The 18202-nt window shown below is 64.7% G+C and carries 21 protein-coding genes; 14 read left to right on the top strand and 7 right to left on the bottom strand.

The window, feature by feature from the left end; genetic code table 11:
* Positions 1–26 precede the first annotated feature (26 nt).
* Both C0V75_RS07680 and C0V75_RS07675 read left to right on the top strand, forming a co-directional pair.
* Positions 27–821: a class II glutamine amidotransferase gene (locus C0V75_RS07680; RefSeq protein WP_101920753.1), complete on the top strand. Its 795-nt coding sequence runs from the start codon at positions 27–29 to the stop codon at positions 819–821.
* 142 nt (positions 822–963) lie between these two features.
* Positions 964–1845: a LysR family transcriptional regulator gene (locus C0V75_RS07675; RefSeq protein WP_158241802.1), complete on the top strand. Its 882-nt coding sequence runs from the start codon at positions 964–966 to the stop codon at positions 1843–1845.
* Here C0V75_RS07675 and typA read toward each other — a convergent pair.
* The 3 genes from typA to C0V75_RS07660 form a co-directional block, all read right to left on the bottom strand.
* Positions 1842–3659 carry a translational GTPase TypA gene (gene typA, locus C0V75_RS07670; protein WP_101920312.1) on the bottom strand — a complete coding sequence of 606 codons (1818 nt, stop codon included), beginning with the start codon at positions 3657–3659 and terminating at the stop codon, positions 1842–1844. The genes C0V75_RS07675 and typA overlap by 4 nt on opposite strands.
* A 79-nt stretch (positions 3660–3738) precedes the next feature.
* The gene (locus tag C0V75_RS07665) at positions 3739–4341 is read right to left on the bottom strand and encodes a YitT family protein (protein ID WP_101920311.1); all 603 of its coding nucleotides are present in this window, start codon (positions 4339–4341) and stop codon (positions 3739–3741) included.
* A gap of 41 nt (positions 4342–4382) precedes the next feature.
* A complete protein-coding gene (locus C0V75_RS07660) occupies positions 4383–4985 on the bottom strand; it encodes a YitT family protein (protein ID WP_158241801.1) in 603 nt (200 codons plus the stop codon).
* A 436-nt stretch (positions 4986–5421) separates the two neighbouring features.
* Between C0V75_RS07660 and C0V75_RS07655 the strand changes: the two genes are divergently transcribed.
* Entirely contained in the window at positions 5422–5658 is a 237-nt protein-coding gene (locus C0V75_RS07655) for a hypothetical protein (RefSeq protein WP_101920309.1), read from the top strand.
* Between the two features lie 101 nt (positions 5659–5759).
* Here C0V75_RS07655 and C0V75_RS07650 read toward each other — a convergent pair whose 3' ends face one another.
* Complete coding sequence (locus C0V75_RS07650; protein ID WP_101920308.1) at positions 5760–6974, bottom strand: NADP-dependent isocitrate dehydrogenase; 1215 nt, start codon at positions 6972–6974, stop codon at positions 5760–5762.
* A gap of 103 nt (positions 6975–7077) precedes the next feature.
* Between C0V75_RS07650 and C0V75_RS07645 the strand changes: the two genes are divergently transcribed.
* Positions 7078–8283 carry a DUF2235 domain-containing protein gene (locus C0V75_RS07645; RefSeq protein ID WP_158241800.1) on the top strand — a complete coding sequence of 402 codons (1206 nt, stop codon included), beginning with the start codon at positions 7078–7080 and terminating at the stop codon, positions 8281–8283.
* Positions 8284–8290: 7 nt separating this feature from the next.
* On the opposite strand, the gene C0V75_RS07640 is transcribed toward C0V75_RS07645, so the two are convergent.
* Genes C0V75_RS07640 through C0V75_RS07630 form a run of 3 tightly spaced genes read right to left on the bottom strand, consistent with a single transcriptional unit; the run spans position 8291 to position 9813 of the window.
* Complete coding sequence (locus tag C0V75_RS07640; RefSeq protein ID WP_101920307.1) at positions 8291–8881, bottom strand: HD family hydrolase; 591 nt, start codon at positions 8879–8881, stop codon at positions 8291–8293.
* Between the two features lie 9 nt (positions 8882–8890).
* Entirely contained in the window at positions 8891–9154 is a 264-nt protein-coding gene (locus tag C0V75_RS07635) for a hypothetical protein (RefSeq protein ID WP_216821426.1), read from the bottom strand.
* On the bottom strand, positions 9154–9813 hold the full coding sequence (locus tag C0V75_RS07630) for an alpha/beta hydrolase (RefSeq protein WP_101920306.1): 660 nt from the start codon (positions 9811–9813) through the stop codon (positions 9154–9156). The genes C0V75_RS07635 and C0V75_RS07630 overlap by 1 nt, the downstream gene beginning before the upstream one ends.
* 155 nt (positions 9814–9968) lie before the next feature.
* Between C0V75_RS07630 and C0V75_RS07625 the strand changes: the two genes are divergently transcribed.
* The 10 genes from C0V75_RS07625 (at position 9969) to C0V75_RS07580 (ending at position 18155) form a co-directional block, all read left to right on the top strand.
* Positions 9969–10433, top strand: a complete 465-nt coding sequence (locus C0V75_RS07625) for an Rrf2 family transcriptional regulator (protein WP_101920305.1) — start codon at positions 9969–9971, stop codon at positions 10431–10433.
* A 12-nt stretch (positions 10434–10445) separates the two neighbouring features.
* The gene (locus C0V75_RS07620; protein ID WP_101920304.1) at positions 10446–11477 is read left to right on the top strand and encodes a cysteine desulfurase family protein; all 1032 of its coding nucleotides are present in this window, start codon (positions 10446–10448) and stop codon (positions 11475–11477) included.
* 46 nt (positions 11478–11523) lie between these two features.
* The gene (gene sufB, locus C0V75_RS07615) at positions 11524–13041 is read left to right on the top strand and encodes a Fe-S cluster assembly protein SufB (RefSeq protein WP_101920751.1); all 1518 of its coding nucleotides are present in this window, start codon (positions 11524–11526) and stop codon (positions 13039–13041) included.
* Between the two features lie 19 nt (positions 13042–13060).
* On the top strand, positions 13061–13372 hold the full coding sequence (locus C0V75_RS07610; RefSeq protein ID WP_101920750.1) for a YbjQ family protein: 312 nt from the start codon (positions 13061–13063) through the stop codon (positions 13370–13372).
* 98 nt (positions 13373–13470) lie between these two features.
* A complete protein-coding gene (locus tag C0V75_RS07605; RefSeq protein ID WP_143710397.1) occupies positions 13471–13725 on the top strand; it encodes a hypothetical protein in 255 nt (84 codons plus the stop codon).
* Between the two features lie 105 nt (positions 13726–13830).
* Positions 13831–14586 (top strand): Fe-S cluster assembly ATPase SufC, encoded by a 756-nt coding sequence (gene sufC, locus C0V75_RS07600; protein WP_101920302.1) that lies wholly within the window; start codon positions 13831–13833, stop codon positions 14584–14586.
* Complete coding sequence (gene sufD / locus C0V75_RS07595) at positions 14586–15872, top strand: Fe-S cluster assembly protein SufD (RefSeq protein ID WP_101920301.1); 1287 nt, start codon at positions 14586–14588, stop codon at positions 15870–15872. Before sufC ends, sufD begins: the two co-directional genes overlap by 1 nt.
* Complete coding sequence (locus C0V75_RS07590) at positions 15872–16354, top strand: YIP1 family protein (RefSeq protein WP_101920300.1); 483 nt, start codon at positions 15872–15874, stop codon at positions 16352–16354. The genes sufD and C0V75_RS07590 overlap by 1 nt, the downstream gene beginning before the upstream one ends.
* Positions 16351–16935 (top strand): Yip1 family protein, encoded by a 585-nt coding sequence (locus C0V75_RS07585; RefSeq protein ID WP_101920299.1) that lies wholly within the window; start codon positions 16351–16353, stop codon positions 16933–16935. The genes C0V75_RS07590 and C0V75_RS07585 overlap by 4 nt, the downstream gene beginning before the upstream one ends.
* Positions 16932–18155, top strand: a complete 1224-nt coding sequence (locus tag C0V75_RS07580; protein ID WP_101920298.1) for a cysteine desulfurase — start codon at positions 16932–16934, stop codon at positions 18153–18155. The genes C0V75_RS07585 and C0V75_RS07580 overlap by 4 nt, the downstream gene beginning before the upstream one ends.
* The last annotated feature ends 47 nt before the right edge of the window (positions 18156–18202 follow it).

Below are 18202 nucleotides of genomic sequence, written 5' to 3'. Positions count from 1 at the left end.
TTCCTGACCTTCCGGTGGTGCATCTGATGTGCCGCTGGGCTGCCTATGTGGGCGCGCCGATCTTTCTGGAAGAGATCGTGAGCCGCCCCGGCCATTCCCTGATCCATCAGAGCCATTGCGCCACGCAATGCCATACCGCGATCAATGCCGATGGTTTCGGTGTGGCCTGGTATGGCGAGCGGGCGGAGCCGGGGCTGTATCGCGACGTGATGCCGGCCTGGTCGGACCCGAACCTGAAAAGTCTGACGGCGCAGGTGAAATCGGGGCTGTTCCTGGCGCATGTGCGGGCCTCGACCGGGACGGCGACGAGCCGGAACAATTGCCATCCGTTCACCGTGGGGCGGTGGAGTTTCATGCATAACGGCCAGTTGGGCGGGTATGAGGCCTTTCGGCGGGATGCGGACATGATGATCCGCGACGATCTGTATCCGCATCGCAAGGGGGCGACGGATAGCGAGGCGCTGTTCCTGATCGCCCTGGCCGAGGGGCTTGAGGATGATCCGCAAGGCGCGCTGGAACGGGCGGCGGCGCGGCTGATTGCGCTGGCCCGCGAAAAGGGAACGACACCGCATCTGCGGCTGACGGCGGCGCTTTCGGATGGCGAGAGGTTGCACGCCGTGCGCTATGCGACGGATGACCATGCGCCGACGCTGTATCACCGCTGGTCGGACCGGCGACAGGGCCGGGCGGTGGTGTCGGAGCCGCTGGAACAGGATGAAGGCGACTGGATCGAGGTGCCGGCCGGCAGCTTCTGCACCTTCGAGGGGGCCGAGGTGCGGCTGCGTGCCTTCCATCCCTGCCCGCTGCGTCTGGCGGCCTGAGACCCACTTGCATGAAAGTCGTGTTGACGGCACCTTCGGGGGCGTTAAGGATTGTTGCCTTGACGCAGCCCGATTGGGGCTGCGGGAAGAGTGCCACGGGTTCCGAGTGCCAAATCGTATTGTGGTGAAGGGGGTTCTGGGCATGGCAGCGCCGTTTCCGGATTGGAATGACCTGAGGGATATTCTTCTGATCACCGATGCCGGGTCCCTTTCGGGGGCGGCACGGCTGGCCGGGATCAGCCAATCGACCATGTCGCGGCGGCTTGCAGCGATCGAGGCGCATGGGCAGCCGATCTTTCTGCGCGACGAGATGGGGCGGATGAGCCCGAATGCGCGGGGCGTGGAACTGGTGACGGCAGCGCGGGAGATGGCGGCGATCTATGACCGGGTGAAGGCGCGGCTGACGGATGCGCCACCGCCGCTGCGCATCGCGAGTTGCGAGATGCTGTCGCGGCTGTTCCTTGCGCCGCAGGTTCCGGCCTGGGCGATGCGGGCCGACAGTTCCGCCGATCTGTCGGTGCATGATGATGTCTATGGGCTGGACCCCGAAAGCTATGACGTGATGCTGGCCCCGATGGCCACGGCGCCGGAACGCAGCACGGGGCAATTGCTGGGGCGGCTGGCGATGGCGCTTTATGCCGCGCCGAGCTATGTGGCCGCGCATCGCATCCGGGGGCGGCTGGATACGCTGGACGGGCAGGGGGTTATCCGGGCCTCGCGGGCGCTGGCGGATGTGGAAAGCTATCGCTGGCTGGCGCGGCTGGGGGGCAATGTATCGCTGCTGTCGCCCAATGTGCCGACCATGCTGGAGGCCTGTGCGGCGGGGTTGGGCATAGCGCTTTTGCCGCAGGAACTGGCGGGGAACGATGCGCGGCTGCTGCCGCTGGATGGGCCGCAGGCGCCGGCCTGCGACATCTGGGCGGTGGCCGACAGCAAGACGGCCTCGGACCCGAGGATCGCGGGTTTCCTGAAATGGGCGCGCGGACAGTTCCGCGCCACCCATGCCGAGGCGCGGACGGCTTAGGCGCTTCTGGACTGCCGCTTGCGTTCGTGCGGATCGAGGATGCGCTTGCGCAGGCGGATGATTTTCGGCGTGACTTCAACGAGTTCGTCATCGTCGATATAGGCGATGGCCTCTTCGAGGCTGAAGCGGATATGGGGGGTCAGGCGGACGGCTTCATCCGTGCCGGAGGCGCGGACGTTGGTCAGCTTTTTCCCCTTGAGCGGGTTCACCTCGAGGTCATTGTCGCGGCTGTGTTCGCCGATGATCATGCCTTCATAGACGTTTTCCTGCGGGCCGATGAACATGCGGCCCCGGTCTTCGAGGTTCCAGAGCGCATAGGCGACGGAAACGCCGTTTTCCATCGAGATCAGCACGCCCTGGCGGCGGCCCTGGATCGGGCCCTTGTGCGGCACCCAGCCGTGGAAGATGCGGTTGAGGACGCCCGTGCCGCGGGTATCGGTCAGGAACTGGCCGTGATAGCCGATCAGGCCACGCGAGGGGACATGGGCGATGATGCGGGTCTTGCCTGCCCCTGCGGGCTTCATCTCGACCAGATCGCCCTTGCGTTCGCCGGTCAGCTTGTCGATCACCGCGCCGGAATATTCGTCATCGACATCGACGATGACCTCTTCCACCGGTTCCATCCGGACGCCGTTTTCTTCCTTGAAGATCACGCGGGGGCGGGAGATCGAGAGTTCGAACCCTTCGCGGCGCATGTTTTCGATCAGGACGCCCATCTGAAGTTCGCCACGACCCGAGACTTCGAAAGCCTCGCCGCCGGGGGTATCGGCGACCTTGATGGCGACGTTGGTTTCCGCCTCTTTCATCAGGCGGTCGCGGATAACGCGGGACTGGACCTTGTTCCCGTCGCGGCCGGCAAGGGGGCTGTCATTGATGCCGAAGGTGACGGTAATTGTTGGCGGATCAATGGGTTGCGCGGGAAGGGCGGTGTCCACCTCAAGCGCGCAAAGCGTATCGGCCACGGTGGCCTTGGTCATGCCGGCAAGGGTGACGATGTCACCGGCAAGCGCCTCTTCGATGGCGGTCTGGGTCAGGCCGCGGAAGGCGAGGACCTTGGTCACGCGGAACTGTTCGATCCGCTCACCCGTGCGGGAGAGCGCCTTTAGCGTTTCGCCAACCTTCAGGCGGCCGGATTCGACGCGGCCCGTGAGGATGCGGCCGATGAAGGGATCGGCCGAAAGGGTGGTGGCCAGCATCGAGAAGGGTTCGGACTGGCGGGCGATCTGTTTCGGCGCAGGCACGTGGCGGACGATGAGATCGAACAGCGCGGTAAGGTCCTTGCGCGGGCCGTCGAGGCTTTCATCCGCCCAGCCGGCGCGACCGGAGGCGTAGAGATAGGGGAAATCGAGCTGTTCGTCATTCGCCCCAAGATTGGCGAAAAGATCGAAGACTTCGTTAAGGGCCCGGTCGGGCTCGGCATCCGGCTTGTCAACCTTGTTCAGCACCACGATGGGGCGCAGGCCGAGGGCGAGCGCCTTGGAGGTGACGAATTTCGTCTGGGGCATGGGGCCTTCGGCGGCATCAACGAGGAGGACCACGCCATCGACCATGTTCAGGATACGCTCCACCTCGCCGCCGAAATCGGCGTGGCCGGGGGTATCGACGATGTTGATGCGGGTCTCGCCATGTTCGACGGACGTGCATTTCGCCAGGATCGTGATGCCACGTTCCCGTTCGATGTCGTTGGAATCCATCGCCCTTTCGGAAACGGCCTGATTGTCGCGGAAGGACCCGGACTGTTTCAGCAGTTCATCGACGAGGGTGGTCTTGCCATGGTCGACATGCGCGATGATGGCGATGTTGCGAAGCTCCATCGGGGAGATCTCTTTCAAGCTTTTCTGCGGTTGCGAGGGGCCATACAGGGTTTGCGGCCTGTTGGCTAGGGCCGTCCTGTCAGGTGGCGATGTAGCGGTCGCGGCGGTGGTTGATGGCGATGACGAGATTGACGACGGCCGCGCCGAGGAAGGACCAGGCGACGGTGGGCCAGGGCAGGAAGGTGAGGGCGACGGCGAAGAGGGCGGCGTCAAAGATCAGTTGCGTATGGCCGGCGCGGAAACCGGTGCGGTCCTGGATGTAGAGCGCGAGGATGCCGATGCCGCCGAGCGAGGCGCCGTGGCGGAAGATGGCAAGGAGTGCCGCGCCCGAGACGAAGCCGAAGAGGATGGCGCCGAAAGCGGGGGAGAGGGTGGCGAAATCCACCCAGCGGGGCATCAGAGCGGAGAGGAGGGAAAGGGTAGCAACGGCGAGGAAGGTCTTGATCGTGAAGGGCAATCCCATGCGACGGTAGCCGAACCAGTAGAAGGGGATGTTGAGGGCGAAGAAGACCGGGCCGAAGGGGAGGCCGCTGGCATAGGAGAGCAGGACGGCGAGGCCCGCCGTCTGGCCGGTGATCATGCCGAGATGGGTGAGCAGGACGATGCCGAAGGCGGCCATGGTGGCCCCGAAGGCGAGGCCCTGTGCATCTTCGATCAGGGAGTGGGATTTCGGGTCGGTCATGGCGCGGGGTCTATCCGGGCAGGGCAGGGCGCGCCAGAGGGTCAGGCGGCGATGTAGCGGTCGCGGCGGTGGTTGATGGCGAGGAAGAGCGAATAGGTGGCCGCGCCGAGGAAAGACCAGAGCAGGGTTTCGGGATCGAGGATCAGGGCGGCGGCGGAGAAAATGACAATGTCCACGGCCAGTTGCGTGTAGCCGGCCTGGATGCCGAAGCGGTTTTGCAGGATCAGGGCGGGGATGGAGAAGCCGCCGAAGCTGCCGCCGTGGCGGACGACGGCGAGGGCGGCGATGCCGAAGAGAATGCCGAAAAGGAGGGCGGCGAAGGCGGGTTCGATGGGGCCGAGGGTCATCCAGCGCGGCAGGATGTCGGTCAGGACGGAGAGGGCGGCGGTGGTGATGAGGGTTTTCAGCGCGAAACGACGGCCCAGATACCACCAGCCAAGCGCGAGGAAGGGCAGGTTGATCAGGAAATAGACCAAGGAAAACGGGAGGTTGCCGGTATAGGCGAGGAGGACGGCGAGGCCGGTCGTCTGGCCGGTGGCGAAGCCCATATGGGTGAGGATGTGGATGCCGAGGGCGGCCATGATGATGCCGAAGGCGATGCCCTGGATATCTTCGAGGACGGAGTGGCGGCGGGGATCGGTCATGGGCACCTCGCGGGGGGATGGATGGGTCATAGCATGTGACCCATTACAGGTCAATCCTGTTGACCTTGTTTCCGCTTGTGGCCCGGCTGCATCAGGGCCGGGGTCTTGGCGCGAGCGGGGATTTACGACAGGCGGCGAGTCGGGTTAGGCGTGGCTTCCCGCAACGCAACAGATGGAGGGCGTGATGGTGAACATTGCTGGATCGTCACGGCGTGGCGGGGAGAACGGCCTGGGTGGCGGCGCGCGATCGTATCGCGTCTGACCTGCCTTCGTTCCACCGGTGGCGCCTTGTGAAGCGCGCAAACCAACCCTCTGACATCGCAGGATAATCGACCGCTCCGCCCGGGGGTATTCCGGTCTGTCGCGGTGCCGTCCTGCCCCAACCAAACCCTCAACAGGAGCCGGTTCCGGTGCGCTGCACCTGCCGGGATTTGACATGGAAAAGACGCTGACCCAGGGGCGGGCGATGCCCCATACCATCCATCTGGCCATCACCGAGCATGGCGCCTGGCGCGTGCTGGCCGTGGCGGCAATGACGCTGCTGCGGACGGTCTTTGCGCCGGTCGAGGCCGATCCGACGGAGCGGCTGAGCGAGCATCTGCGGCGGGATATCGGGCTGCCGCCGCGCGGATCCCCACTGCCGGAAGCGCCCATGCTGCCGGTGCGGTGGTGATGGAAAAGGGGCCGGATCTGGCGATCCGGCCCCGTTTTCCTTGTGCCGCAGGCTGTGCCGCAAACTGTGCAGCAATCTGTGGCCACAGAGCGGGCGGTGGCTTAACCCGCCAGCGCCTTGTTCAGATATTCGTCCACCTTTTCCAGATAGCCCATGGTGGTGAGCCATTTCTGATCCGGGCCGACCAGGAGGGCGAGGTCCTTCGTCATCCAGCCGTCTTCGACAGTCTGCACCGTGACGCGTTCCAGCGTGGTGGCGAATTTCAGCAGCGCCTCGTTCCCGTCGAGCTTGGCGCGGTGCTTGAGGCCGCCGGTCCAGGCGAAGATGGAGGCGATGGAGTTGGTCGAGGTCTGCTTGCCCTTCTGATGTTCGCGGTAGTGGCGGGTGACGGTGCCATGGGCGGCCTCGGCCTCCACGATCTTGCCATCGGGGGTCATCAGGACGGAGGTCATCAGGCCCAGCGAGCCGAAGCCCTGCGCCACGGTATCGGACTGCACATCGCCATCGTAGTTCTTGCAGGCCCAGACATAGCCGCCCGACCATTTCAGCGCGGAGGCCACCATGTCGTCGATCAGGCGGTGTTCGTAATGGATGCCTGCCGCCTTGAACTTGTCCTCGAATTCCTCGGCATAGACCTTGGCGAAGAGGTCCTTGAAGCGGCCGTCATAGGCCTTGAGGATCGTGTTCTTGGTGGAGAGATAGACGGGCCAGCCCTTCATCAGACCGTAGTTCAGCGAAGAGCGGGCGAAGTCGATGATCGACTCGTCAAGGTTATACATCCCCATGACGACGCCGGCGCCGGGGGCGTTGAACACCTCACGTTCGATCACCTCGCCGTCTTCGCCGACGAATTTCAGCGTCAGCTTGCCCTTGCCGGGGAAGCGGAAATCGGTGGCGCGATACTGGTCGCCGAAGGCGTGGCGGCCGACAACGATGGGCTGGGTCCAGCCGGGGACGAGGCGGGGGACGTTCTTGCAGATGATCGGTTCGCGGAAGATCACGCCGCCGAGGATGTTGCGGATCGTCCCGTTGGGGGATTTCCACATCTGTTTCAGACCGAATTCCTCCACCCGCTGTTCATCGGGGGTGATGGTGGCGCATTTCACGCCCACGCCGTGTTCCTTGATCGCCAGCGCGGAGTCGATGGTGATCTGGTCATTGGTGCGGTCGCGTTCCTCGATCCCGAGGTCGTAATATTTCAGGTCGATGTCGAGATAGGGCAGGATCAGCTTTTTCTTGATGAAGTCCCAGATGATCCGGGTCATCTCGTCGCCGTCGAGTTCGACGACGGGGTTCGCCACCTTGATCTTGGTCATGCCCTTGGCCCTTTCGGAAATGGATTCGTCTGGGGCCGTCCATAGAGCAAAACGCGGGCTTTGGAAAGATTTGTATGCAACGGCATACCGAAATGTCGCGGACTTGACGGAACTCTCCCTTGGGTTGATCGTCAGGGGGGAGGCGGTGACGGGGTGCGTGATGAAGAACGTGGCGATTTTCTGCGACGGGACGTGGAACAGCGCGGATGGGACCAATCCGACGAATGTGGAATTGCTGCATGATGCGGTGCTGCCTGAAACGGCGGGGGGCGTGGTGCAGCGGGCCGTCTATATTCCGGGCGTGGGGACGGGGCGGGAGAAGGCGGGTCATATCGATTCCGCGATTTACAGGCTGGGCGGGGGGGCCTTTGGCTGGGGCCTGAACCGCAAGCTGCGCGAAGCCTATGAGGCGGTGGTGCGGGAATACCGGCATGGCGACCGGCTGTTCCTGTTCGGCTTTTCGCGCGGGGCCTATACGGCGCGGTCGCTGGCCGGGCTGCTGCGCAACAGCGGGTTGCCGCCGGAGGGGGATCTGACGCGGGTGGAGGATGCGATGGCGCTGTATCGCAAGCGCAAGGCATCGTCGCATCCCGATGCGCCGGAATCGCTGACCTTCCGCATGGCCTATTCGCCGGGCTGGGCAACCAGTCCGACAGAGCGTTTGGTGCGGGGCGGGGAGGTGCCGCTTCTGGAGGTGGATTATCTGGGGGTCTGGGACACGGTCGGGGCCCTGGGTGTGCCGAACCATCTGAAGATCGCGGGATGGGTCAACGGGCGCTATCAGTTCCATGACCTGCGCCTGTCCAGCATGGTGAAGGCCGCGCGTCATGCGGTGGCGATTGACGAGCGGCGGCGGACCTTTCCGCCGACCCTGTGGGAGAACCTGACCGATCTGAACGAGCGCGACCCGGGCGGGGATCAGCCCTATCGGCAGGAATGGTTTCCCGGCACGCATGGCGGGGTAGGGGGTGGCGGCCCCATCAAGGGCCTGTCCAATGCCGCGATGCTGTGGGTGGCGGAGGGGGCGGAACAGGCGGGCTTGCGCTTTTCGCCGCATTTCATGGCGATGGCACAGGCGGCGGTGCGGATCGGCGACCCGCTGGACAATCACGAGGGGCACAAGAGTTGGGTGACGCGGCTGATGGAGCGGAACCCGGTGGACCGGGCCGCGCCGGGTGGCATCCAAGCGGTGAATGCGGTGGCGAAGGAGCGGTGGAAGCGGTTCGACTATCGGCCGGTGCCGCTGCGCCCCTTTGCGCCCCGGCTGGACCCGCCGGTGATGCCGCAGGACTGGACGGAGGCGGAATAGCGCGGGGTCAGGCGAAGAAGGGGCGGACCTTTTCGCGGACCCAGGCCCAGAGGCGGGGTGCGCCCCGGGCGATCTTGGCCCCGACGCGGCTGTCGAGCTGGTCTAGCGTGACATTGTAGGTGATCCATGTCCCGCCGCCGGATTGCAGATTGGCCATGACCGGTTGCACGCGGTCGAGCGATTTGGCGAAGCGGGCATCGGGGGTTTCGGCGGCCTCGAATTCATCCCAGAGGGCGCGGAACTCAGCCGCGAGATCGGGGGGGAGGAGGCCGAAGATGCGGTCGGCGGCGCGCTGTTCCGCCGCTTGCGTTTCGGTCGAGGCATGGGCGGCGCCATTGGCGGAATGGATCGGAACGTCGCCCACGTCAATCTCCACCAGATCATGCAGGAGGAGCATCCGGATGACGCGGTTGATGTCCACCCCCGGTTCGGCCTGATCGGCGAGGGTGAGCGCGTAGAGGGCGAGGTGCCAGGAATGTTCGCCCGAGTTTTCGGGGCGGGAGCCATCGCAGAGCGTGGTGGCGCGCAGGACGGATTTCAGGCGGTCGGCTTCGTTCAGGAAGGCGAATTGGGCGGCGAGGCGGTCGTCTTGATGCATCGCCTGCGGTCAGTGCCCGCCATCGCCGCCGAGGGGGGCGGCGGGGGCTGTGCCACCCTCGCGCTTGGCCTTCAGCGTCTGTTCAAGGAACTTGCGCCCCTTGCGTTCGGCCAGGATCACGCGGATGGCGGTCATATAGGCCTCTTGCGTGGTGGGGGAGGAATCCAGCAGGATCTTGCCCACCTTTTCATGCAGGCGGTCGTCACCGGTTTCATCCATCGCCTCGACCACATCCTTGGCGAGCTTTTCGGTGAGGTCCTGAAGGATGCCCATCAGCGCGACCCTTCCGTCAGGCGGCGGCGGACATAGTCGGTGACCGTGTCGATCATGGGTTTCATATGCGCCTCTTCGTCCTTGAAGAAGTGATCGGCGCCCTCGATTTCCTTGTGGGTGATGGTGATGCCCTTCTGTTCGTGCAGCTTGCCGACCAGTTGCTTGGTGTCCTTGGGCGGCGCGACGCGATCGGCCGAGCCGTTGATGATGAGACCGGAGGAGGGGCAGGGGGCGAGGAAGGAGAAGTCGTAGAGGTTCGCGGGCGGGGCGACGGAGATGAAGCCGGTGATTTCGGGGCGGCGCATCAGAAGCTGCATCCCGATCCAGGCGCCGAAGGAGAAGCCCGCGACCCAGCAATGTTTCGCGTTCTGGTTCATCGACTGGAGGTAGTCGAGCGCGGAGGCGGCATCGGAAAGTTCGCCGATGCCCTGATCATATTCGCCCTGCGAGCGGCCCACGCCGCGGAAGTTGAAGCGCAGGACGGTGAAGCCCAGATTGTAGAAGGCGTAATGGAGGTTGTAGACCACCTTGTTGTTCATCGTGCCGCCATATTGCGGATGCGGATGAAGGACGATGGCGATCGGGGCGTCACGGTCTTTCTGGGGGTGGTAGCGGCCTTCGAGACGGCCTTCGGGGCCTGCGAAAATCACTTCGGGCATGCGTGTCGCGCCTGTCTTTCCTTGAGCGATTGTTGACGGCTTCGCTCGGACAATTTAGAACCATTCCAAACGCTGCCCGGAGGGCGCGGTTCGGGGTCGGTCTGGAGGTAATGGGCCGTAAACCCCGCGTCAATGATTTTGGAAGGTGTGCTGCCATGAAACTCTCGACCAAGGGACGCTATGCGATGGTGGCGCTGGCCGATCTGGCGCTGGCCAAGGGCGATGACCTGGTGTCGCTGGCCGAGGTGGCGAAGCGGCAGGATATCAGCCTGCCCTATCTGGAGCAGTTGTTCGTGAAGCTGCGCCGGGCGGGGCTGGTGGAGGCGGTGCGGGGCCCGGGGGGCGGCTATCGGCTTGCCAAGAGCCCCGATGCGATCCGCGTGTCGGATGTGCTGGAGGCGGTGGAGGAGACGGTCGATGCGCTGCATACCGGGGCGGGCGTGTCGGGCGGGCTGTCGGGGACCAAGGCGCAGAGCCTGACCAACCGGCTGTGGGAGGGGTTGAGCGCGCATGTCTATGTGTTCCTGCACCAGACCCGGCTGTCGGATGTGATCCGCAACCAGATGACGCCCTGTCCGGCGGTGCCGGCGCTGTTCCGGGTGGTGGATGAGGATGCGTGACGGGGTGGGGCGGTGAAGTCGCGCGTCTATCTGGATTGGAACGCGACGGCGCCTTTGCGGGACGAGGCGCGGGCGGCCATGGTCGCGGCGATGGATTTGGTGGGGAACCCGTCTTCGGTTCATGCCGAGGGGCGGGCGGCGCGGGCGCTGGTGGAGCGGGCGCGGGCGCAGGTGGCGGCGGCGGTGGGGTGCAAGCCGGCCGAGGTGATCTTTACCAGCGGGGCGACGGAGGCGGCGGCGGTGCTGGGCCGGTTGCCGGTGGCGCGGGTGGAGGTGGACCCCACGGCGCATGATTGCCTCTGGTCGCAGCGGCGGGATGGCGAGGGCAGCCGCGCCCTCGGCTGGGGCTATGCAAATAACGAGACGGGGGTGATTGCCGAGCCGCCCGCGCGGGAGGATGGCGCGCCCCTGATGCTCGATATCGTGCAGGCGGTGGGGAAGGTGCCTTTCTCCTTTGCCTGGAGCGGGGCGGAGATGGCCGTGGTTTCGGCGCACAAGTTTGGCGGGCCGAAGGGCATTGGCGCGCTGATCGTGAAGGACGGGGTGGAGGTGAGCCCCGTGCTGACCGGGGGTGGGCAGGAGATGGGGCGGCGGGCCGGGACGGAGAACATCATCGGCATCGCCGGGATTGGGGCTGCGGCCGAGGCGGCGCAGCGCGACCTGGCCAATGGCGTCTGGGACGAGGTCGCGGAACTTAGAAATATTCTAGAAAGCGGATTGTCCTCTGCGGCAAACAATACTATTTCCGTCGGGAATGATGTGCCGCGTCTTCCCAACACGCTGTGCCTGATCGCGCCGGGCTGGAAGGGCGAGACGCAGGTGATGGCGATGGACCTTGCCGGTTTTGCCATTTCGGCGGGTTCGGCCTGTTCCAGCGGAAAGGTGCGGCCGAGCCGGGTGCTGCTGGCGATGGGGTTCGATGAGGCGCAGGCGGCGCAGGCGATCCGTGTGTCGCTGGGGCCGGGGGTGACGAAGGAAGAGGTGCTGCGCTTTGCCGATGTCTGGTGCGCGCAGTATCGCAAGGCCCTGAGCCGGGCCGCGTGAGTTTGGAAGGATCGGGGCCTTGGCCCCTGCCGTGGAGATTGGGACGATGACCGAAGCCGCGCTGAAGGAAGCTGCCATCCGGGATGGCGTCGATCGGGAGACGATCGAGACCGTGCAGGCGATGGCCGGGAAATACAAATACGGCTGGGAAACCGAGATCGAGACGGAATATGCGCCGAAGGGCCTGTCGGAGGAGATCGTCCGGCTGATTTCCGAAAAGAACGGTGAACCCGACTGGATGCTGGACTGGCGTCTGGCGGCCTATCGGCGCTGGGTGAAGATGGAAGAGCCCCGCTGGGCGATGCTGCATTACCCGGAGATCGACTATCAGGACCAGTATTACTATGCCAAGCCGAAGAGCATGGCGGTGAAGCCCAAGAGCCTTGAGGAGGTGGACCCGAAGCTTTTGGCGACCTATGCCAAGCTGGGCATTCCGCTGAAGGAACAGGCGCTGCTGGCCGGGGTTGAGGCGCCGGAGGGCGAGCGGCGCGTGGCGGTGGATGCGGTGTTTGATTCCGTGTCCGTGGGCACGACGTTCAAGGCGGAACTGGCCAAGGCGGGGGTGATCTTCTGTTCCATCAGCGAGGCGGTGCGCGAGCATCCGGAACTGGTGAAGAAATACCTCGGTTCGGTCGTGCCGCAATCGGACAACTTCTTTGCAACGCTGAACAGCGCGGTGTTTTCGGACGGGTCCTTTGTCTATATCCCCGAGGGCGTGCGCTGCCCGATGGAGTTGAGCACCTATTTCCGCATCAATGCGGAAAACACGGGGCAGTTCGAGCGGACCCTGATCATCGCGGAAAAGGGCAGCTATGTGAGCTATCTTGAGGGCTGCACAGCGCCGAAGCGGGACACCCACCAGCTTCATGCGGCGGTGGTGGAGATTGTCATCCTCGACGATGCCGAGGTGAAATATTCCACGGTGCAGAACTGGTATCCGGGGGATGAAGAGGGCCGGGGCGGCATCTACAACTTTGTCACCAAGCGGGCCGACTGCCGGGGCGCGCGGTCCAAGGTAATGTGGACGCAAGTCGAAACCGGGTCGGCGATCACATGGAAATATCCGTCCTGCATCCTGCGGGGCGATGACAGCCAGGGCGAGTTCTATTCCATCGCCATCGCCAACAATGCCCAGCAGGCGGATACCGGCACCAAGATGGTGCATCTTGGGAAGAACACGAAGTCGCGGATCGTGTCGAAGGGGATTTCGGCGGGGCGGGCGCAGAACACCTATCGGGGGCTGGTGTCCATGCATCCGAAGGCCACGAATTCGCGCAACTACACGCAATGCGACAGCCTGCTGATCGGCGACAAATGCGGGGCGCATACGGTGCCCTACATCGAGGTGAAGAACAATTCCTCGCGCGTGGAGCATGAGGCGACCACGTCCAAGGTGGACGAGGATCAGCTTTTCTATTGCCGGTCGCGGGGGATGGACGAGGAAGAGGCGGTTGCCCTGGTGGTGAACGGGTTCTGCAAGGAAGTGCTTCAGGCGCTGCCGATGGAATTCGCGCTGGAAGCGCAGAGCCTGGTGGCGATTTCGCTGGAAGGGTCCGTTGGCTGAGATGTGGGGGGCGAAACCGATGATCGTGACGACGACGCCTTCGGTGGAGGGCTATCAGATCGCGGAATACCTGGGCATCGTGACGGGCGAGGCGATCATGGGCGCGAATATCGTGCGCGACCTGTTTGCCGGGATCACCGACATCATCGGGGGCCGGTCGGGCGCCTATGAGGCGAAGCTCGCCGATGCGCGCGAGACGGCGCTGAGCGAGATGCAGGAGGCGGCGCGGGCCAAGGGGGCCAATGCGGTGGTTGGCGTCGATCTGGATTACGAGGTCATCGGGCAGATGCTGATGGTGTCGGCCAGCGGCACGGCCGTACGGCTTGGCTGACGGGCGGACATCGGAAATGCATCCGAATGCCATGATCTTTTCCAACTCAGGACATGGTTCCCGGTCAGGTTGCATGGCATGTGCAATCTTCTCTGGTGATGTCCATGCCTCTCGACCGTACGATGAACTTCGATCCCAAGGCGGATTTCGCAAATCGCATCGCCCGCATCCAGGCGGGCGGGTTGAACACGAACCGCACCTTGTTCGTGGGCAACGAGGAGGCGCTGGCTTTGCCGCCGGGGGCCTTTCTGAAGAAGCGCAAGAAGTCGCGGCTGGGGCCGATCTTTGTGACGCTGGTCACCTGCTGCGCGACGGGGGTCGTTGCTCTGATGGCGGGGACCAATCTTTTCTGACGGGCGGCGCGCCCGTTTACCGACAGGGGCCGCCGCGGCGGCATGAGCTTAACCGGGGGCGTCGCGTGGCGGCGGCCCCCTTCGGCATTTGGAACGGGGCCTGCGATGCTTGAGATCAAGAACCTGCATGTGAAACTTGAGGAAGAGGACAAGCAGATCCTCAAGGGTGTGGACCTGACGGTGAAGGCCGGCGAGGTGCATGCCATCATGGGGCCGAACGGATCGGGGAAATCGACGCTGTCCTATGTGCTGGCCGGCCGTGAGGGCTATGAGGTGACGGAAGGCAGCGCCACGCTGGAAGGCGAGGAACTGCTGGAGATGGAACCCGAGGAGCGGGCGGCGGCGGGGCTGTTCCTGGCCTTCCAGTATCCGGTGGAGATTCCGGGTGTGGGCAACATGACCTTTCTGCGGACCGCGGTGAATGCGCAGCGAAAGGCGCGCGGCGAGGAGGAGATGTCGGCGGGCGATTTCCTGAAGGTCGTGCGCGAGAAGGCGAAGAAGCTCAAGATCGACGCGGAGATGTTGAAGCGGCCGGTGAATGTGGGCTTTTCGGGCGGCGAGAAGAAGCGCAACGAGATCCTGCAAATGGCGATGCTGGAGCCGAAGATGTGCATCCTGGACGAGACGGACTCCGGCCTCGATGTGGATGCGATGAAGCTGGTGTCGGACGGAGTGAACGCGCTGCGCGATGAAGGGCGGGCCTTCCTTGTGATCACCCATTATCAGCGGCTGCTGGACCATATCCGCCCGGATGTGGTGCATATCATGGCCAATGGCCGGATCATCAAGACGGGCGGGCCGGACCTGGCGCTGGAGGTGGAGAACAACGGCTATGCCGATATTCTGGCGGAGGTGCAGTGATGGCCTTGCCGCAGGCAAAGCAGGACGCGCTTGCCGCGCGGATCGCGGGGCTGACCTTCGCGCGTGAGGGGTGGCTGGGCGTGGCGCGAGCCGAGGCGCTGGCGCGGCTGTCGGCGATGGGCCTGCCCGCGAAGCGGGATGAATATTGGCGCTATACCGACCCGTCGAGTCTGACGGTGGTGGAGGCTCCGCCGGCCACGGTCTTTGCCGCGACGGATGAAAGCCCGGTCTTCGATGCGATTGACAGGGTCAAGATCGTCTTCCGTGACGGGGTTTTCGATGCAGCGGCGTCGGATGACCTGAAGCTGGCGGGGGTGGAGATCGAGCGTCTGTCCCGTGCGGGCGGGGCCGATATCCATTGGGCGCGCGAGGTTTACGGCGTGCTGGAGGCGCGGGGGCAGGTGCCGGTGCAGCGGCCCCTGGCGGCGCTGAATTCGGCCTTTGCCACGGATGGCGTGCTGATCCGGGTGACGGGACAGGCGGCGAAGCCTGTCTCTCTGATTTATCACCATGAATCAGAGGTTTCGGATGCGATCCTGCATCATTGCGTGAAGGTCGAATCCGGGGCCGAGATCACCATTCTGGAAAACGGCCCGGCGGCGGCGCGGTTTTCCAAGGTGATGGAGGTGGAGGTGGCCGAAGGGGGCCGGTTCCACCATGTCCGCGCGCAGGGGCGCGATCATGAACGCCGGGCGGTCACGCATATCTTCGCGCGGCTGGGGGCAGGGGCCCTGTTCAAGTCATTCACCCTGACCGCGAATGGCGTCTTGACGCGCAATGAGGCGGTGATCGAACTGGCGGGGGATGAGGCGGTGGCCCATGTCGCCGGTGCCGCCGTGGGTGACGGGGCCTTTCACCATGACGACACGGTCTTCGTGACCCACGCGGCGGAACGCTGCGAAAGCCGCCAGGTGTTCAAGAAGGTCTTGAAGAACGGGGCCGTGGGCGTGTTCCAGGGCAAGATCCTGGTGAAGCCCGGCGCGCAGAAGACGGATGGCTATCAGATTTCCCAATCGCTGCTGCTGGACGAGGACAGCCAGTTCCTGGCCAAGCCCGAGCTGGAAATCTATGCCGATGACGTGAAGTGCAGCCACGGGTCCACCAGCGGGGCCATTGACGAGGTGGCGCTGTTCTACCTGCGGTCGCGCGGCGTGCCGGAGCGGGTGGCGCAATCCCTTCTGGTGCTGGCCTTCCTTGCCGAGGCGATTGCCGAGATCGAGGATGAGGCGATTGCGGAGGATATCCGGTCGCGGCTGGAGGGGTGGCTGGCGCGCCACGAACACTGATGGCGGTGACGCTGGATATCGTGACGGGCTGGCGCAATCCGCGCGGCCTGATCCGGCAGAAGCTGGGGCAGGGGGTGCGCGAGGATCGCGCCCTGGCCGTTCTGATGGGTGCCTGCCTTCTGTTCTTCGTGGCGCAATGGCCGCGCCTGTCGCGCGAGGCCTTTCTGAACCCCGAAGTGCCGCTGGATGCGCGGATGGGCGGGGCGCTGATGGGATGGGTCTTCATCGCGCCCTTGTTCATGTATGCGCTGGCGGCGGTGGCGCATCTGGTGGCGCGGGCCTTTGGCGGCAAGGGGACGTGGTACGGGGCGCGGCTGGCGCTGTTCTGGGCGCTGATGGTGCTGTCGCCGCTGGTTCTGTTGAACGGGCTGGTTGGCGGGTTCATCGGGGCGGGCCCGGCTGCGACGGTTGTGGGTCTTCTGGTCCTGGCGGGTTTCCTGTACCTGTGGATCAGCATGACGATCGAGGCGGAGCGGGCATGACCCTGACCTTTGCGAATCTGGCCGCCCTGGTACGGCTGACCCTGACGCAGCCGCGTGCGGCGGCCGCGGCGGTGATGCGGCTGCCGTTGCCGATGGCGGGGCGGTGGTCGGCGCTTCTCCTGATGGCGACGCTGTCGGCGCTGCTGATGCAGGTTCTGACGATGGTCCTGCCGCCGGTCATCGGGCCGGACGGGCAGGTGCTGGAACCCGTGGGGCCGCTGGTCTGGGCGGGCATGGTGACGGTGGGGATGATGATCACGGCCGGCCTTGCGCATAGCGTGGGGCGGTGGCGCGGCGGCAAGGGCGAGTTTGCCGATGCGATCCTTCTGATCGCCTGGCTGCAATTCCTGCAACTGCTGCTGGTCGGGGTGCAGATCCTGCTGGTGCTGGTGCTGCCCATGCTGGTGCCGGTGATCGAGATCGGCGGGGTGCTGCTGTTCCTGTGGCTGCTGGTGAATTTCGTGGCCGAGATGCATGGCTTCCGGTCGCTGGGTCTGGTGTTTCTGGGGGTGATCCTGACCTTTGCGGCGACGGTCATCGCCCTGAGCATCGTGATGATGTCGCTGGGGGTGGGGCTGTGAGCTATGACGTGCATGCGGTGCGGGCGGAATTCCCGATCCTGTCGCGGCAGGTGAACGGCAAGCCGCTGGTCTATCTGGACAATGGCGCCAGCGCGCAGAAGCCGCGCGCGGTGATCGAGGCGGTGACGCAGGCCTATTCGATGGAATATGCCAATGTTCACCGGGGCTTGCATTACCTTTCGAACCTAGCGACCGAGAAGTACGAGGCGGTGCGAGGCATCGTGGGACGGTTCCTGAATGCCGATCCCGAGGAGATCGTCTTCAATTCCGGCACGACGGAGGGGATCAATCTTGTCTCTTACGGCTGGGCCGCGCCCCGGTTGCAGGCGGGGGACGAGATCGTGCTGTCGATCATGGAGCATCACGCCAATATAGTGCCCTGGCACTTCCTGCGCGAACGGCAGGGGGTGGTGCTGAAATGGGTGGAGTGCGACGCGAAGGGCGACCTTGACCCGCAAGCCGTGATTGATGCGATCGGGCCGCGGACGAAGCTGGTGGCGGTGACGCATATGTCCAATGTCCTGGGGACAGTGGTGGATGTGGCGGCGATCTGCGCGGGGGCGCGTGAGAAGGGCGTGCCGGTGCTGGTGGACGGGTCGCAGGCGGCGGTGCATATGCCGGTGGATGTGCGGGCCATCGGCTGTGACTTCTATGCGGTGACGGGGCATAAGCTTTACGGGCCAAGCGGTTCTGGTGCGATCTTCATCCGGCGGGAGCGGATGGAGGAGATGCGGCCCTTCCTCGGGGGCGGGGACATGATCCGCGAGGTCGGGCGCGATGCGGTGACGTATAATGATCCGCCGATGAAGTTCGAGGCGGGGACGCCGTCGATCGTGTCGCAGATCGGGCTGGGCGTGGCGCTGGAGTTCATGATGGGGCTGGGGATGGCGAATATCGCCGCCCATGAGCGCAGCCTTCGGGACTATGCGCGGGCGCGGCTGGCGGGGTTGAACTGGCTGAACGTGCAGGGAAATTCCGACACGAAGGGGGCGATCTTCTCCTTCACCATGGCCGGGGCGGCGCATGCCCATGACATATCCACCATCCTCGACAAGCGGGGCGTGGCGGTGCGGGCAGGGACGCATTGCGCCATGCCGTTGATGGAACATATGGGCGTGGGTGCGACCTGCCGGGCCTCTTTTGGCCTCTATAACACCGTCGAGGAAGTGGATGCGCTGGTGTCGGCGCTGGAACTGGCGAACGAGCTGTTCAACGGCTGAGCCGCGCGGGATTGCGGTTGCATGTGCCGCGCGGTTTCGGTAAGGCA

Origin of the sequence: Tabrizicola sp. TH137 (assembly GCF_002855575.1) — a bacterium.
In the GTDB taxonomy this organism is placed as follows: Bacteria; Pseudomonadota; Alphaproteobacteria; order Rhodobacterales; family Rhodobacteraceae; genus Paragemmobacter.
Note: the sequence above shows the minus strand (reverse complement) of the source record. Positions and strands in the feature narration are given on the sequence as shown.

What these genes read in the sequence shown, in the direction of transcription:
- C0V75_RS07680 (WP_101920753.1), top strand. Translation starts at nt 27, where the DNA reads ATGTGCCGCTGGGCTGCCTATGTGGGCGCGCCGATCTTTCTGGAAGAG.
- C0V75_RS07675 (WP_158241802.1), top strand. Translation starts at nt 964, where the DNA reads ATGGCAGCGCCGTTTCCGGATTGGAATGACCTGAGGGATATTCTTCTG.
- typA (WP_101920312.1), bottom strand. Translation starts at nt 3,659, where the DNA reads ATGGAGCTTCGCAACATCGCCATCATCGCGCATGTCGACCATGGCAAG.
- C0V75_RS07665 (WP_101920311.1), bottom strand. Translation starts at nt 4,341, where the DNA reads ATGACCGACCCGAAATCCCACTCCCTGATCGAAGATGCACAGGGCCTC.
- C0V75_RS07660 (WP_158241801.1), bottom strand. Translation starts at nt 4,985, where the DNA reads ATGACCGATCCCCGCCGCCACTCCGTCCTCGAAGATATCCAGGGCATC.
- C0V75_RS07655 (WP_101920309.1), top strand. Translation starts at nt 5,422, where the DNA reads ATGGAAAAGACGCTGACCCAGGGGCGGGCGATGCCCCATACCATCCAT.
- C0V75_RS07650 (WP_101920308.1), bottom strand. Translation starts at nt 6,974, where the DNA reads ATGACCAAGATCAAGGTGGCGAACCCCGTCGTCGAACTCGACGGCGAC.
- C0V75_RS07640 (WP_101920307.1), bottom strand. Translation starts at nt 8,881, where the DNA reads ATGCATCAAGACGACCGCCTCGCCGCCCAATTCGCCTTCCTGAACGAA.
- C0V75_RS07635 (WP_216821426.1), bottom strand. Translation starts at nt 9,154, where the DNA reads ATGGGCATCCTTCAGGACCTCACCGAAAAGCTCGCCAAGGATGTGGTC.
- C0V75_RS07630 (WP_101920306.1), bottom strand. Translation starts at nt 9,813, where the DNA reads ATGCCCGAAGTGATTTTCGCAGGCCCCGAAGGCCGTCTCGAAGGCCGC.
- C0V75_RS07625 (WP_101920305.1), top strand. Translation starts at nt 9,969, where the DNA reads ATGAAACTCTCGACCAAGGGACGCTATGCGATGGTGGCGCTGGCCGAT.
- sufB (WP_101920751.1), top strand. Translation starts at nt 11,524, where the DNA reads ATGACCGAAGCCGCGCTGAAGGAAGCTGCCATCCGGGATGGCGTCGAT.
- C0V75_RS07610 (WP_101920750.1), top strand. Translation starts at nt 13,061, where the DNA reads ATGATCGTGACGACGACGCCTTCGGTGGAGGGCTATCAGATCGCGGAA.
- C0V75_RS07605 (WP_143710397.1), top strand. Translation starts at nt 13,471, where the DNA reads ATGTCCATGCCTCTCGACCGTACGATGAACTTCGATCCCAAGGCGGAT.
- sufC (WP_101920302.1), top strand. Translation starts at nt 13,831, where the DNA reads ATGCTTGAGATCAAGAACCTGCATGTGAAACTTGAGGAAGAGGACAAG.
- sufD (WP_101920301.1), top strand. Translation starts at nt 14,586, where the DNA reads ATGGCCTTGCCGCAGGCAAAGCAGGACGCGCTTGCCGCGCGGATCGCG.
- C0V75_RS07590 (WP_101920300.1), top strand. Translation starts at nt 15,872, where the DNA reads ATGGCGGTGACGCTGGATATCGTGACGGGCTGGCGCAATCCGCGCGGC.
- C0V75_RS07585 (WP_101920299.1), top strand. Translation starts at nt 16,351, where the DNA reads ATGACCCTGACCTTTGCGAATCTGGCCGCCCTGGTACGGCTGACCCTG.